This is a genomic window from Citrobacter sp. S46_ASV_140, assembly GCF_018919545.1.
GTDB classification, from domain to species: Bacteria; Pseudomonadota; Gammaproteobacteria; order Enterobacterales; family Enterobacteriaceae; genus Citrobacter; species Citrobacter braakii.
Genome location: NZ_JAHLRC010000003.1, coordinates 16,840 through 30,427, shown reverse-complemented (window position 1 = coordinate 30,427; position 13,588 = coordinate 16,840). Strand labels below are relative to the sequence as shown.

14 protein-coding genes and 1 tRNA gene are annotated in these 13,588 nt (G+C 55.0%); 6 read left to right on the top strand and 9 right to left on the bottom strand.

The window, feature by feature from the left end; all coding sequences use genetic code 11:
- Positions 1-2 precede the first annotated feature (2 nt).
- The 4 genes from KQJ19_RS01835 (at position 3) to KQJ19_RS01820 (ending at position 3,277) form a co-directional block, all read left to right on the top strand.
- Positions 3-587: a propanediol/glycerol family dehydratase medium subunit gene (locus KQJ19_RS01835; protein ID WP_016154579.1), complete on the top strand. Its 585-nt coding sequence runs from the start codon at positions 3-5 to the stop codon at positions 585-587.
- A gap of 2 nt (positions 588-589) precedes the next feature.
- On the top strand, positions 590-1,018 hold the full coding sequence (locus tag KQJ19_RS01830) for a diol dehydratase small subunit (RefSeq protein WP_047358662.1): 429 nt from the start codon (positions 590-592) through the stop codon (positions 1,016-1,018).
- Positions 1,019-1,028: 10 nt separating this feature from the next.
- A complete protein-coding gene (locus tag KQJ19_RS01825) occupies positions 1,029-2,840 on the top strand; it encodes a diol dehydratase reactivase subunit alpha (protein WP_047499197.1) in 1,812 nt (603 codons plus the stop codon).
- A gap of 113 nt (positions 2,841-2,953) precedes the next feature.
- Entirely contained in the window at positions 2,954-3,277 is a 324-nt protein-coding gene (locus tag KQJ19_RS01820; protein ID WP_071524484.1) for a DUF1889 family protein, read from the top strand.
- Positions 3,278-3,544: 267 nt separating this feature from the next.
- Here the strand turns inward: KQJ19_RS01820 and KQJ19_RS01815 are convergent.
- A tRNA-Ile gene (locus KQJ19_RS01815) sits at positions 3,545-3,620 on the bottom strand.
- Between the two features lie 125 nt (positions 3,621-3,745).
- On the opposite strand from KQJ19_RS01815, the gene mug reads away from it, so the two are divergent.
- Positions 3,746-4,252: a G/U mismatch-specific DNA glycosylase gene (mug, locus tag KQJ19_RS01810; RefSeq protein ID WP_103767095.1), complete on the top strand. Its 507-nt coding sequence runs from the start codon at positions 3,746-3,748 to the stop codon at positions 4,250-4,252.
- 45 nt (positions 4,253-4,297) lie between these two features.
- On the opposite strand, the gene rpoD is transcribed toward mug, so the two are convergent.
- From rpoD to rpsU, 3 genes are all read right to left on the bottom strand, one after another.
- Complete coding sequence (rpoD, locus tag KQJ19_RS01805) at positions 4,298-6,142, bottom strand: RNA polymerase sigma factor RpoD (protein WP_016154549.1); 1,845 nt, start codon at positions 6,140-6,142, stop codon at positions 4,298-4,300.
- A gap of 164 nt (positions 6,143-6,306) precedes the next feature.
- Complete coding sequence (gene dnaG, locus KQJ19_RS01800) at positions 6,307-8,052, bottom strand: DNA primase (RefSeq protein ID WP_019077713.1); 1,746 nt, start codon at positions 8,050-8,052, stop codon at positions 6,307-6,309.
- A 240-nt stretch (positions 8,053-8,292) separates the two neighbouring features.
- On the bottom strand, positions 8,293-8,508 hold the full coding sequence (rpsU, locus tag KQJ19_RS01795) for a 30S ribosomal protein S21 (RefSeq protein WP_001144069.1): 216 nt from the start codon (positions 8,506-8,508) through the stop codon (positions 8,293-8,295).
- 235 nt (positions 8,509-8,743) lie between these two features.
- On the opposite strand from rpsU, the gene tsaD reads away from it, so the two are divergent.
- The gene (tsaD, locus tag KQJ19_RS01790) at positions 8,744-9,757 is read left to right on the top strand and encodes a tRNA (adenosine(37)-N6)-threonylcarbamoyltransferase complex transferase subunit TsaD (protein ID WP_003024694.1); all 1,014 of its coding nucleotides are present in this window, start codon (positions 8,744-8,746) and stop codon (positions 9,755-9,757) included.
- Between the two features lie 48 nt (positions 9,758-9,805).
- Here the strand turns inward: tsaD and ureG are convergent, their stop codons facing one another.
- Genes ureG through KQJ19_RS01765 form a run of 5 tightly spaced genes read right to left on the bottom strand, consistent with a single transcriptional unit; the run spans position 9,806 to position 13,588 of the window.
- A complete protein-coding gene (ureG, locus tag KQJ19_RS01785; protein WP_016154547.1) occupies positions 9,806-10,423 on the bottom strand; it encodes an urease accessory protein UreG in 618 nt (205 codons plus the stop codon).
- A gap of 9 nt (positions 10,424-10,432) precedes the next feature.
- A complete protein-coding gene (locus KQJ19_RS01780) occupies positions 10,433-11,104 on the bottom strand; it encodes an urease accessory protein UreF (RefSeq protein WP_049283287.1) in 672 nt (223 codons plus the stop codon).
- Complete coding sequence (gene ureE / locus KQJ19_RS01775; RefSeq protein WP_049283286.1) at positions 11,104-11,562, bottom strand: urease accessory protein UreE; 459 nt, start codon at positions 11,560-11,562, stop codon at positions 11,104-11,106. The genes KQJ19_RS01780 and ureE overlap by 1 nt, the downstream gene beginning before the upstream one ends.
- Before the next feature lie 9 nt (positions 11,563-11,571).
- Complete coding sequence (gene ureC / locus KQJ19_RS01770; protein WP_019077710.1) at positions 11,572-13,275, bottom strand: urease subunit alpha; 1,704 nt, start codon at positions 13,273-13,275, stop codon at positions 11,572-11,574.
- A complete protein-coding gene (locus KQJ19_RS01765; RefSeq protein ID WP_016154543.1) occupies positions 13,268-13,588 on the bottom strand; it encodes an urease subunit beta in 321 nt (106 codons plus the stop codon). Before KQJ19_RS01765 ends, ureC begins: the two co-directional genes overlap by 8 nt.

Sequence of the window (13,588 nt, the reverse complement as noted above, 5' to 3'; positions counted from 1 at the left end):
CAGTGGAATGCACAACTGAACGTAAGCCGGTTTTCACCTTGCAGGTGAGTGAAGGCGAGGCGGCTAAAGCGGACGAACGCGTGGATGAAGTCGTGATAGGCGTCGGCCCCGCCTTTGATAAGTATCAGCACAAAACATTGATTGATATGCCGCACAAAGCGATTTTGAAAGAGCTGGTTGCCGGCATTGAAGAAGAGGGGCTGCATGCACGGGTGGTGAGGATTCTGCGCACCTCGGATGTTTCATTTATGGCATGGGATGCGGCAAATCTCAGCGGTTCTGGCATCGGGATTGGTATCCAGTCGAAAGGAACCACGGTGATTCATCAGCGCGATCTGCTGCCTCTGAGCAACCTTGAGCTGTTCTCTCAGGCTCCGCTGCTGACGCTGGAAACCTATCGCCAGATTGGTAAAAACGCCGCGCGCTATGCACGTAAAGAGTCGCCTTCGCCAGTGCCAGTGGTTAATGACCAGATGGTACGCCCCAAATTTATGGCCAAGGCCGCGCTGTTTCATATCAAAGAAACCAAACACGTGGTGCAGGATGCTGCGCCTGTCACGCTGCATATTGCACTCGTAAGGGAATGACTATGAACGACAACATCATGACCGCGCAGGATTATCCATTAGCGACCCGCTGCCCGGAGAAAATCCAGACTCCTACCGGCAAACCGCTAACCGAGATTACCCTTGAGAATGTGCTGGCGGGCCGCGTAGGTCCGCAGGATGTGCGTATTTCTCAGCAAACGCTGGAGTACCAGGCGCAGATTGCCGAACAGATGCAGCGTCACGCCGTGGCGCGTAATTTCCGTCGTGCGGCGGAGCTTATAGCAATTCCGGATGCCCGTATTCTTGAAATTTATAACGCGCTGCGGCCGTTTCGTTCTTCGTTCGCCGAGCTTCAGGCCATTGCCGATGAACTGGAACATACCTGGCATGCCACGGTGAACGCCGGGTTTGTCCGCGAGTCGGCAGAGGTGTATCTGCAGAGAAACAAGCTGCGTAAAGGCAGCCAGTGACGGAGGTTGTATGCCGTTAATTGCAGGGATTGATATCGGCAACGCCACCACCGAAGTGGCGTTGGCGCAGCATGGCCGGTTTATCGCCAGCGGGATTGTCGCCACGACCGGTATGAAAGGTACACGGGACAATATTGCCGGGGTGGTGGCCTCCCTGCAGCAGGCGCTGAATAACACCCTATGGTCGCTTCAGGACGTGGCGAAAATCTGCATCAACGAGGCGGCACCGGTGATTGGCGATGTGGCGATGGAAACCATCACTGAAACCATCATTACCGAATCAACAATGATTGGGCATAACCCGCAAACGCCCGGCGGCGTTGGCGTGGGAATGGGAACTACCATCGCCGTGGAGAAGCTGGCGGCGTTGAGCGAAGATCGGTTTACCCAGGGCTGGATCCCGCTGGTCGGTGAGGAGAAGGATTTCCTCGAGGCGGTTTGGTTTATCAATGAAGCGCTGGATCGCGGGGTCAACGTGGTAGCGGCGATCCTGAAAAAAGATGATGGCGTGCTGGTGAACAATCGTCTGCGTCGAACAATGCCGGTGGTAGATGAAGTCACCCTGCTGGAGAAGGTGCCGGAAGGTGTGCTGGCGGCGGTGGAAGTGGCGGCCCCAGGACAGGTGGTGCGAGTGCTGTCGAATCCTTATGGCATCGCGACCTTCTTTACCCTGACGCCCGAGGAAACGCAAACTATCGTCCCCATCGCCAGAGCGCTAATTGGCAACCGTTCCGCCGTGGTGCTGAAAACCCCGCAGGGTGATGTGCGCTCAAGGGTGATCCCGGCGGGTAAGATCTTTATCCGCGGCGAAAAGCGCGGCGGTGAAGCCGACGTAGCGCAAGGCGCACAGGCCATTATGCAGGCGATGAGCACCTGTGCGCCCGTGTGCGATATTCGTGGTGAAGCAGGTACGCATGCAGGCGGTATGCTGGAGCGGGTGCGTAAAGTGATGGCGTCGCTGACCGGTCACGACATGAACGCGGTGTATATTCAGGATCTGTTGGCGGTGGATACGTTTATTCCCCGCAAGGTGCAGGGCGGTATTGCCGGGGAGTGTTCAATGGAGAACGCCGTTGGCATTGCGGCGATGGTGAAATCCGATCGCTTACAGATGCAGGCCATCGCCAGTGAGCTGAGCGCCCGTTTAAACATCCCGGTTGAAGTCGGCGGCGTGGAGGCCAACATGGCTGTCGCCGGTGCGTTAACAACGCCCGGATGTGCTGCACCGCTGGCGATCCTCGATTTAGGCGCAGGCTCCACCGATGCCGCCATTATCAATAGCGATGGCGTAGTGAAAGCGGTCCATCTGGCTGGCGCGGGGAATATGGTCAGCCTGTTGATTCAAACCGAGCTGGGCTTAAGCGATCCGTTTCTGGCGGAGGAAATTAAAAAATACCCGCTGGCAAAAGTGGAGAGCCTGTTCAGCATTCGCCACGAGAACGGCGCGGTGGAGTTTTTTCGCGAACCGCTCAGTCCGTCAGTGTTTGCCAAAGTCGTTTATCTGAAAAACGGCGAGCTGATCCCCGTAGATAACCAGACCTCACTGGAAAAAATTCGGTTGGTGCGCCGACAGGCCAAAGAGAAGGTTTTTGTGACCAACTGCCTGCGCGCTTTACGCCAGGTGTCACCCGGCGGCTCTATTCGCGATATGACTTTTGTGGTGCTGGTGGGCGGCTCCTCGCTGGATTTCGAAATCCCGCAGATGATCACCGATGCGCTGGCGCATTACGGCGTGGTTGCCGGACAGGGCAACATCCGTGGTACTGAAGGGCCGCGTAATGCGGTAGCGACCGGGCTGGTTTTGGCCGGAATAGCGAATTAATCGTGCAGAAAACAGCCGCCGCAAGCGTTTAGCTGCGGGGTAAATCAAATAAAGGTGATGTTCTCTTTGATATCCCGGCGGAGTTGGGTACATAGTATAAATGTGTCTCTCACGTGGTTAATTTTAAGGATAAGAGCATGCCAACAGCAATTGAGAAAGCATTGGATTTTATTGGTGGTATGAACACTTCGGCGTCAGTACCCCATTCAATGGATGAAAGTACCGCTAAGGGAATCTTAAAGTATTTGCATGACTTAGGTGTGCCAGCAAGTCCGGAAGCTGTGATGGCACGGGGTGAGCAGGAGGGATGGAATCCCGAGTTCACGAAAAAAGTGGCCGGATGGGCAGAAAAAGTGGCCTCCGGTAACCGCATCCTTATCAAGAACCCAGAGTATTTTTCAACCTATATGCAGGAGCAGCTCAAAGAGCTAGTTTGAGCTGACTATCGAATCAAACTCTAACGGACGTTTCCATCTCTGGATGGCAACGTCCAGAGGGGGACAGTGACAAGCTTGTTGCTGGACAGAGGCATCCCGTAATATATCTTCAGGCCCCGCCTGCCGTATTCTTCCCGGCTCTTATTTCACATTTTGGTGCGAACAGATATTGATTTGTTCCAGCAGGAATCCTTTTGGCTCGCGCCAACAGCTACGGAAGAACCCCCAAAAAAAAGGACCTGCGATTTCTCGCAAGTCCTTGAATCTTGGTGGCCCCTGCTGGACTTGAACCAGCGACCAAGCGATTATGAGTCGCCTGCTCTAACCACTGAGCTAAGGGGCCGTGGCGGTGGATTATAAAGTAACTCCGCGTTGCAATCCAGACATAAGCGTACGGATGCTGTTTTTATAAACAATGTATTTTCAGTCCGTTATACTTGTTCCTCTGATGTATTGATGGGAGTAATTATGGTTAAGGACATACTGGCGCCGGGGCTGCGGGTGGTGTTTTGCGGCATCAATCCGGGGTTGTCTTCCGCAGGTACAGGATTCCCCTTTGCACATCCCGCTAATCGCTTCTGGAAGGTCATCCATCAGGCGGGATTTACCGATCGCCAGCTCAAACCCGAAGAGGCACAACACTTGCTGGACTTCCGTTGCGGCGTGACTAAATTTGTCGACAGACCGACGGTGCAAGCCAATGAAGTGAAGCTACAGGAGATGCGCAACGGCGGCCGTAAGCTCATTGAGAAAATAGAAGAGTATCAGCCCGCCGCACTCGCAATCCTTGGGAAGCAGGCATTTGAGCAGGGCCTCAGCCAGCGTGGGGCGCAATGGGGAAAACAAACGCTGACTATTGGCGCGACGCAAATATGGGTTTTGCCGAATCCCAGCGGGTTAAGTCGGATTACTCTGGATAAACTGGTGGAGGCGTATCGGGAAGTGAATGACGCCCTGGCCAGGCGGGGACTATAAAGAAAAACGCCACCTTGCGGTGGCGTTTATGCTTATGCGGCGAGATTAATCGTCGAGGAAGCTACGCAGCACTTCAGAGCGGCTCGGGTGGCGCAGTTTACGCAGCGCTTTCGCTTCGATCTGACGGATACGTTCGCGGGTAACGTCGAACTGTTTACCGACTTCTTCCAGCGTGTGGTCGGTATTCATATCGATACCGAAACGCATACGCAGAACTTTCGCTTCACGGGCGGTCAGGCCAGCCAGAACGTCGTGCGTTGCGGCACGCAGGCTCTCGGTGGTAGCAGAATCCAGCGGCAGCTCGAGGGTGGTATCCTCGATGAAATCACCCAGATGCGAATCTTCATCGTCGCCGATCGGCGTTTCCATTGAGATAGGCTCTTTAGCGATCTTCAGCACTTTACGGATCTTGTCTTCTGGCATCAGCATGCGTTCAGCCAGCTCTTCCGGCGTCGGCTCGCGGCCCATCTCTTGCAGCATCTGACGGGAGATACGGTTGAGCTTGTTGATGGTCTCAATCATATGTACCGGGATACGGATGGTACGTGCCTGATCCGCGATCGAGCGGGTGATCGCCTGACGGATCCACCAGGTTGCATAGGTAGAGAACTTGTAACCACGACGGTATTCAAACTTATCAACCGCTTTCATCAGACCGATGTTACCTTCCTGAATCAAATCCAGGAACTGCAGACCACGGTTGGTGTATTTCTTGGCGATAGAGATAACCAGACGTAAGTTCGCTTCAACCATCTCTTTTTTCGCACGGCGGGCTTTCGCTTCACCGATGGACATGCGACGGTTGATGTCTTTAACCTGCTCGATGGTCAGGCCGGTTTCTTCTTCAATCTGCTGCAGTTTCTGCAGTCCGCGGTGAACATCATCTGCCACGTCGTGCAGTTTTTCAGACCACGGTTTGTTCATCGCGATTGCCGCGTTGAACCAGGTTTCGCTGGTTTCGTTGCCAGTGAACAGGGTGATGAAGTTTTTCTTCGGCATTTTGCACTGCTCAACGCAGAGCTTCATGATCAGACGTTCCTGAGTACGCACGCGGTCCATCATGACGCGCATGCTGTTTACCAGGTAGTCGAACTGCTTCGGCACCAGGCGGAACTGTTTGAACACTTCAGACAGCTTCTGAATTTCTTCCTGCGCGGCAGCATGGCTGCGGCCTTTCGCTTTGATGGTGTCGCGAGTGATTTCGTACTGAGTACGCAGTTCACCGAATTTTTCACGCGCTAATTCAGGGTCGATGCTGTTGTCGTCATCGCTGCTGTCGTCGTCATCTTCTTCATCTTCGTCTGCATCGTCATCCATCTCTTCCTGAGAGAGTTCAGAACCGACGTGTGTCGCCGTTGGCGCCATGTCTTCTTCCGCGTTCGGATCGACAAAGCCGGTGATCAGATCGGAAAGACGCGCTTCTTCAGCTTCTACACGATCGTATTGCTCAAGCAGGTAGGTGATGGCTTCCGGGTATTCGGCAACGGAGCATTGAACCTGGTTAATCCCGTCTTCGATGCGTTTAGCGATGTCGATTTCGCCTTCACGGGTTAACAGTTCAACGGTACCCATTTCACGCATGTACATGCGGACCGGGTCAGTTGTACGACCGATTTCGGACTCAACGCTGGACAGAACCTGGGCAGCCGCTTCTTCCGCGTCTTCATCGGTGCTGTTGGAGGTTTCAGCAAGCAGCAGATCATCGGCATCAGGTGCTTCTTCCATCACCTGAATACCCATGTCATTGATCATTTGGATGATGTCTTCGATTTGATCTGAATCGACGATATCTTCCGGCAGATGGTCATTGACCTCGGCATAGGTCAGATAGCCTTGCTCCTTACCACGTTGGACAAGTAGCTTCAGCTGTGACTGCGGGTTTTGCTCCATAAGACGGTATCCACACTTAATTCGTTTGATTGGTGTTGGGCGGTAAAACCGCCAACGGCAAAACGAGGGCATACTTATATTTTGCCGCTGCCTCTCCGTGCGGCTGTCGGGGGCTTCCCGAGCGATATTCGGCAGTTAAGCCGTTAAATACTTTTGTCTTTCTGTTATTTCTTGGCCAGTTCCTGGTTCAGCGTCCAGAGTTCCCGGCGTTCTTCGCTGCTTAAACCGTGTGTGCGCTCACGAGCTATCAACTCTTCCTGGCGCAGCTCAAGCATCGAATCAAACATATGGTTGAGTGAGTCGGTGAAGGTTTTTTCTGCGATATCTTTATCTGCTATATCGTCCCACATCGACAGTTTTTCAAGGGTCGCAGCATCATTTGTGCCACGATAGTGTTCTAAAAGTTGTCCGGTGGTCAGACCTGGCTGAGCCAGACAAGTGTTGACCAGTTCTCTGAATAAGCCAAGTCCAGGCAGCTTATTGCTATCCAGTGCGCCTAACGGCGGAACCAGCGGGGCGAGACCCGGGTTCTGTACCAGCAACCCTATAAGTATACGCATGGTCGTACGTTTTAGCTGTGGAACAGGGCGGGAAGCCCCATTTTCTGCCAGTTTTGGCATTAAACGTTCAAGCTGACTGTCATCCAGAATGCCGAGCTTGTTTCCCAACTCCTGTCGCAGATAAATGCGTAACGTTTCGCCTGGTACCTGAGTAATCAGCGGTAATGCCAGCGTGCTGAGCTGTGCGCGTCCGTCTGGAGTACTCAAATCCACCTGCGGCATCAGGCTGTTAAATAAAAACGCGGAGAGTGGCAGCGCCTGCTCCATCCGGGCTTCAAAGGCCTCTTTCCCTTCTTTACGCACCAGCGTATCGGGGTCTTCGCCGTCAGGTAAAAACATAAAGCGTAGCTGGCGTCCGTCTGTCATATAGGGCAGTGCGGTTTCCAGCGCGCGCCATGCTGCGTCGCGTCCGGCACGGTCACCGTCGTAACAGCAAATTACGTTGTTCGTTGCGCGGAACAACAACTGGATGTGATCGGCGGTGGTTGACGTCCCAAGGGATGCCACAGCGTAGTTAATGCCGTATTGCGCCAGCGCCACCACATCCATATAGCCTTCTACCACTAACAGGCGCTGCGGATCGGCGTTATCCTGCTGGGCTTCATAAAGGCCATACAGCTGGCGACCTTTATGGAAAATATCGGTTTCCGGGGAGTTGAGATACTTCGGCAGGGCATCGCCCAGCACGCGTCCACCAAAACCAATGACTCGACCACGTTTGTCGCGGATGGGGAACATCACCCGTTCGCGGAAGCGATCGTAACTGCGTCCCTGATCGTTGGTGACCAACATTCCCGCATCGACCAGCGATTTACGATTCTCAGCATTGCCGCCAAACCGTTTCAGGACGTTGTCCCAGCCGGGGGGCGCAAAACCAATAGCAAAACGGGTGATAACGTCGCTACTTAATCCTCGCTTTTCCAGGTACTGGCGCGCGGGGGTAGCGGCGGGTTGCATCAAAGACTGTTGATAAAAAGTGTTCAGGCCGTCCATCAATTGATAAAGGCTTTGCCGTTGATGGCGCTCTATCTGACTAGGGCCACTGCCTGCTTCATAGGGCACTTCAAGGTTGTGCATTGCGGCCAGTTCTTCGACGGTTTCCACAAACTCGAGCTTGTCGTAGTTCATGAGAAAGTCGACGGCGTTGCCATGTGCGCCACACCCAAAGCAGTGATAAAACTGTTTCTCACCGTTTACGGTGAAAGAGGGGGTTTTTTCGTTATGGAACGGACAGCACGCGTGATAATTTTTGCCCTGCTTCTTCAGCTTTACCCGCGCGTCGATGAGATCGACAATGTCGGTTCTTGCCAGCAGGTCATTTATAAATACGCGTGGAATTCGTCCAGCCATATGCCCCGTTTATTTTTTTATGACTTATATACACAAAATCATTCAAGATGCATCAAGACGGCAAGGGAGCGAATCCTCAGGAGCGTACATCAGTACGTGACTGGAGGGAACGACTGCAGCCAACGCAGAGGCAGCTTGAATGATGACGCGTATAAACGAAAACAAGCCGCGCATTCCTTCCGGAAGCACGGCCTTACAACTACAACTCTGTCTGAATTGAGAGCCTTGGCTCTCAATGGATTAGTACAGACGAGTACGGCGTGCGTTTTCGCGAGCCAGTTTCTTCGCGTGACGTTTCACAGCAGAAGCTTTAGCGCGCTTACGTTCAGTAGTCGGTTTTTCATAGAACTCACGACGACGAACTTCCGCCAGAACACCTGCTTTTTCGCATGAACGCTTGAAGCGACGCAGTGCCACGTCGAACGGCTCGTTTTCACGTACTTTAATTACCGGCATGTAACTCTCACCTTTATAAATTCGGTTTGCCGCTGGCATCAACGCCAGCTTATTTCAAAATGGTGCGGAATTTTACTGCAATTGCTGCTGCTTTGTAAAGCACCGACGCGATTTTGAAAGGGACTTTTATAAGGATAAGGAGTATACACGAGCGGAACTCCTGGGGCGAACAAAGTTTTACATCAACCCGCATTGGTCCTACACTGCGCGGTAATAGAGCGAGGTAAAACAAGTCATGCGTGTACTGGGTATTGAAACATCCTGCGATGAAACCGGCATCGCCATTTACGACGATGAAAAAGGTCTTTTAGCCAACCAATTGTATAGTCAGGTGAAATTACACGCTGACTACGGCGGCGTAGTGCCAGAACTGGCCTCGCGCGATCACGTACGTAAAACCGTACCGCTGATCCAGGCCGCGCTGAAAGAAGCGGGACTGACGGCAAAAGAGATTGATGCGGTGGCGTATACCGCAGGTCCTGGTCTGGTTGGCGCGCTGCTGGTCGGCGCAACCGTAGGACGTTCGCTGGCGTTCGCCTGGGGCGTACCGGCAATTCCTGTGCACCATATGGAAGGGCATCTGCTGGCGCCGATGCTGGAAGATAATCCCCCTGCTTTCCCATTCGTTGCGCTGCTGGTTTCCGGCGGTCACACGCAGCTGATTAGCGTCACCGGTATTGGGCAGTATGAATTACTGGGTGAATCGATAGATGATGCCGCTGGTGAAGCGTTCGATAAAACGGCCAAGCTGCTGGGGCTGGATTATCCTGGCGGCCCAATGTTGTCAAAGCTTGCATCGCAAGGCGTTGAAAAACGCTTTGTCTTCCCGCGCCCGATGACCGACCGTCCGGGTCTGGATTTCAGTTTCTCCGGCCTGAAAACCTTCGCCGCGAATACCATTCGTAATAACGAAAATGACGATCAGACGCGTGCAGATATCGCCCGTGCGTTTGAAGATGCTGTGGTTGATACGCTGATGATCAAGTGTAAACGCGCGCTGGATCAAACCGGTTTTAAACGTCTGGTGATGGCGGGGGGCGTGAGCGCTAACCGTACGCTGCGCGCAAAACTGGCCGAGATGATGCAAAAACGTCGTGGCGAAGTGTTTTACGCGCGTCCGGAATTTTGCACCGATAACGGGGCGATGATCGCCTACGCGGGCATGGTGCGTTTTAAAGCGGGTGCAACCGCGGATCTTGGCGTGACCGTGCGTCCTCGCTGGCCGCTGGCGGAATTACCGGCGGCATAAGCACATAATATTGTAGGCCCGGTAAGCGTAGCGCCACCGGGCAATACTCTACTCCCGCAGCATCCCTTTCTCTTCCAGAAACGCGATAATTTTTTCCAGACCCTCTCCGGATTTTAAATTACTAAACGTCCACGGACGCTCGCCGCGCATGCGTAGGGTATCGCGCTCCATCACCTCCAGCGAGGCACCCACGTAAGGGGCCAGATCGGTTTTATTGATCACCAGAAAATCAGATTTGGTGATCCCCGGGCCACCCTTACGCGGGATCTTCTCACCTTCGGCAACGTCGATCACATAGATTGTCAGATCCGCTAATTCCGGGCTGAAGGTGGCGCTCAGGTTATCGCCGCCGCTTTCCACAAAAATCAGATCCAGATTGCCGAATTTCTCGCTCAGCGCCTCAACGGCGGCCAGATTCATCGACGCATCTTCACGGATAGCGGTGTGCGGGCAACCGCCGGTTTCCACGCCGACGATCCTGTCTGGCTCCAGTGCGCCTGCTTCGGTGAGAATGCGCTGATCTTCTTTGGTATAGATATCGTTGGTTACCACCGCCAGTTGATAGCTGCTGCGCATGGATTTGCATAACGCTTCCAGCAGCGCCGTTTTGCCGGAGCCAACCGGGCCGCCAACGCCCACGCGCAGGGGATGCTTGTTGTTACTCATTTTTTCTCCTCAGGAGCGGAATAATCGGGAATATTGGGTTTCATGCCGGGCAGATGCGATGGCCGCCAACGGGGTTGCGGAGCCGAGGCTGGCGTCAGGACACGCCAGCGCCTGTGCCAGACCTTGCGCATACCGATTGCAGAGCGCAATGATCAAACGCTGGGCCGCCTGCTGCCCAAATGGAACCAGTTTGACGCCAGCCATCACTGCGCTCTCAATCCAGCTGTAGCCGAGGCTTAATGCCAGCTCCGTCAGGGGGATTTTCCAGCGCACGCCCAGCCAGGCCATACCGCAGAGTTGGCTGTCGACAAAGAGCGCGCGCCACTCCCGCGAGCAATCTGCTTCCCAGTCGGTGACCAGCCGAGTAAACGCCGCGCCCCGACTGTGTTCTTCATCCCGTAGTTCGCGGGTTTCCCGACAGGCCAACAGGTAAGCGCTCCAGCGGCGTGCTGCAGCGAGATCGTCCTGCTCGCAGGCGCGATACAGTCTCGCCAGTAGCGGTAGGTCGACGGTAAAGAAGTTCTGCTCCATCTGCTGGATTTGCCAGTCAGAGAAGTCATCGGCGCTTTTCACCCAGCCGATTTCAACCGCCCACTCCAGACCCTGGGACCAGGTAAACGACCCCACCGGGAGAGCGCTGCTGGCGAGCTGCATCAGACGCAGCTGTTGGATGTTATGCATCAGTGCGCATGGGCGTGATGATGCCCGTGTGATTCACTGGCATAAGCGCCTGCTTCCGGTTCAAACGGTAGTTGAGCAAACGTCACCTCCAGGCTGAACTGGCGCAACATGGCGTCCAGCACATGATCGTGATGGTAGCGCAACTCATCCGGCAGAATTTGCAGCGGAACGTGGCGATTGCCGAGGTGATAACAGGCTTTGGCGAGCAGGAAAGGATCGGCGCAGCGCACCACGGAAACCGACTCCGGCGCGGCGATCACTTCGATCACCTCGCTGCCATCTTCGGTGGTCAGCAGATCACCACTGCGTAACAGCAAACCGCGCGGAAGCATTAGCCCGGCTTCGCGACCGTCGTTCAGCGTCACTCTGGCACGGCTTTTTACTCGCATATCAATGGGTAGCGTGACGCTTGCGGTGACGCGGTGGGCGTGGTCAAGGCGTAGGGTCAGGTAGATCATCGTCACTCCTCAAAACAGGAAATAGCGTTGCGCCATCGGCAAAACGTCTGCCGGTTCGCTGGTGATTAGTTCGCCATCAATGCGCACCTCATAAGTCTGAGCATCGACGGTAATATTGGGTTGCAGGCCGTTGTGGATCATGTCGGCCTTTTTCACCGTCCGACAGCCTTTGACGACGGCGATGGCGCTTTGCAAATTGAGCTGCTGCGGGATGTTTTGCGCGTTAGCGGCCTGCGAAATAAAGGTCAGCCGAGTACGATGCCGCGCCGCGCCAAGTGCGCCGAACATCATGCGGTAATGCACCGGCTGCGGGGTGGGGATCGAGGCGTTGATATCGCCCATCGGCGCACAGGCGATCATCCCGCCCTTTACGATCGTCGCTGGTTTTACGCCAAAAAAGGCTGGGGACCACAGCACCAGATCGGCCAGTTTGCCAGGCTCAACGGAGCCAACTTCGTGGGCGATGCCGTGGGTTAGCGCCGGGTTGATGGTGTATTTGGCGACGTAGCGTTTAACGCGCTGGTTGTCGTTGTCGCCTGTTTCTTCTGCCAGCGGACCACGCTGAACCTTCATGCGGTGCGCCACCTGCCAGGTGCGCAGGATCACTTCGCCCACGCGCCCCATCGCCTGTGAATCGGACGAGGTCAGGGAAAACGCGCCAATGTCATGCAGCACATCTTCGGCAGCGATCGTTTCCCGGCGAATGCGTGATTCGGCAAAGGCCACGTCTTCGGCGATATCCGGATCGAGGTGGTGGCAAACCATCAGCATGTCGAGATGCTCGTCGATGGTGTTGACGGTATAGGGCAGCGTCGGGTTAGTGGAGGAGGGCAGAATATTCGGATGCGCGCAGGCGGTGATGATATCTGGCGCATGGCCGCCGCCCGCGCCTTCGGTGTGGAAGGTATGAATGGTGCGATCGCCAATCGCCGCCAGCGTATCTTCAACGAAACCGGACTCATTGAGCGTATCGCTGTGCAGCGCCACCTGGATATCCATCTCCTCTGCTACTTCCAGGGAACAGTTGATGGCGGCTGGCGTGGCGCCCCAATCTTCATGGATTTTCAGGCCAATGGCGCCCGCGGTGATTTGCTCGCGCAGGGCGTCAGGGTTTGAGCCGTTGCCTTTACCCAGCAAACCGATGTTAACCGGCAAGGCGTCTGCCGCCTGCAGCATGCGCGCGATGTACCACGGACCCGGCGTGCAGGTGGTGGCGTTAGTTCCTGCTGCCGGGCCGGTGCCGCCGCCGATCATCGTCGTTACGCCGGAAACGAGCGCCTCCTGTGCCTGCTGTGGACAGATCCAGTGAATATGCGTATCCACGCCGCCCGCGGTGACGATCTTGCCTTCCCCGGCGATGACTTCAGTTCCCACGCCTATCGGGATCGTGACGTCGGGCTGAATATCAGGATTACCGGCTTTGCCGATGGCGAAGATCCTGGCGTCCTTGATGCCGATATCCGCTTTCACGATCCCCCAATGATCGACGATCAGGGCGTTGGTTATCACCAGATCCACACACGCTTGCGCGCGCATTTGTCCCTGACCCATGCCGTCGCGGATCACTTTCCCGCCGCCGAATTTGACCTCTTCGCCGTAGGTGGTGAAGTCTTTTTCCACCTCAATCCACAGGTCGGTATCCGCCAGACGTACCTTATCGCCGGTGGTTGGGCCAAACATGTCGGCGTACGCCTGCCGTGAAATTTCACTCATCATTTGCCTCCAGCGCGCCCATCACTTCGCTGCGAAAACCCACGATCCTTTGTGCGCCAGCGACGCGCACCAGTTCGACTTCGCGTTTTTGTCCCGGCTCAAAACGTACCGCTGTGCCCGCAGGAATGTTTAGACGAAAGCCGCGTGCAGCCCGCCTGTCAAAGCGCAGCGCCGGGTTCACCTCGGAAAAGTGATAGTGCGATCCCACCTGGATGGGTCTGTCGCCATGATTTTCCACCACGATCGTACAGGTTTCCCGCCCCTGATTGAGCGCGATATTGCCTTTGGCTATCTGATATTCACCTGGGATCAT

Excerpts from the sequence above, each read along its gene's own strand:
- KQJ19_RS01830 (WP_047358662.1), top strand. The coding sequence starts at position 590 with ATGAACGACAACATCATGACCGCGCAGGATTATCCATTAGCGACCCGC.
- KQJ19_RS01825 (WP_047499197.1), top strand. The coding sequence starts at position 1,029 with ATGCCGTTAATTGCAGGGATTGATATCGGCAACGCCACCACCGAAGTG.
- mug (WP_103767095.1), top strand. The coding sequence starts at position 3,746 with ATGGTTAAGGACATACTGGCGCCGGGGCTGCGGGTGGTGTTTTGCGGC.
- rpoD (WP_016154549.1), bottom strand. The coding sequence starts at position 6,142 with ATGGAGCAAAACCCGCAGTCACAGCTGAAGCTACTTGTCCAACGTGGT.
- dnaG (WP_019077713.1), bottom strand. The coding sequence starts at position 8,052 with ATGGCTGGACGAATTCCACGCGTATTTATAAATGACCTGCTGGCAAGA.
- rpsU (WP_001144069.1), bottom strand. The coding sequence starts at position 8,508 with ATGCCGGTAATTAAAGTACGTGAAAACGAGCCGTTCGACGTGGCACTG.
- tsaD (WP_003024694.1), top strand. The coding sequence starts at position 8,744 with ATGCGTGTACTGGGTATTGAAACATCCTGCGATGAAACCGGCATCGCC.
- ureG (WP_016154547.1), bottom strand. The coding sequence starts at position 10,423 with ATGAGTAACAACAAGCATCCCCTGCGCGTGGGCGTTGGCGGCCCGGTT.
- KQJ19_RS01780 (WP_049283287.1), bottom strand. The coding sequence starts at position 11,104 with ATGCATAACATCCAACAGCTGCGTCTGATGCAGCTCGCCAGCAGCGCT.
- ureE (WP_049283286.1), bottom strand. The coding sequence starts at position 11,562 with ATGATCTACCTGACCCTACGCCTTGACCACGCCCACCGCGTCACCGCA.
- ureC (WP_019077710.1), bottom strand. The coding sequence starts at position 13,275 with ATGAGTGAAATTTCACGGCAGGCGTACGCCGACATGTTTGGCCCAACC.
- KQJ19_RS01765 (WP_016154543.1), bottom strand. The coding sequence starts at position 13,588 with ATGATCCCAGGTGAATATCAGATAGCCAAAGGCAATATCGCGCTCAAT.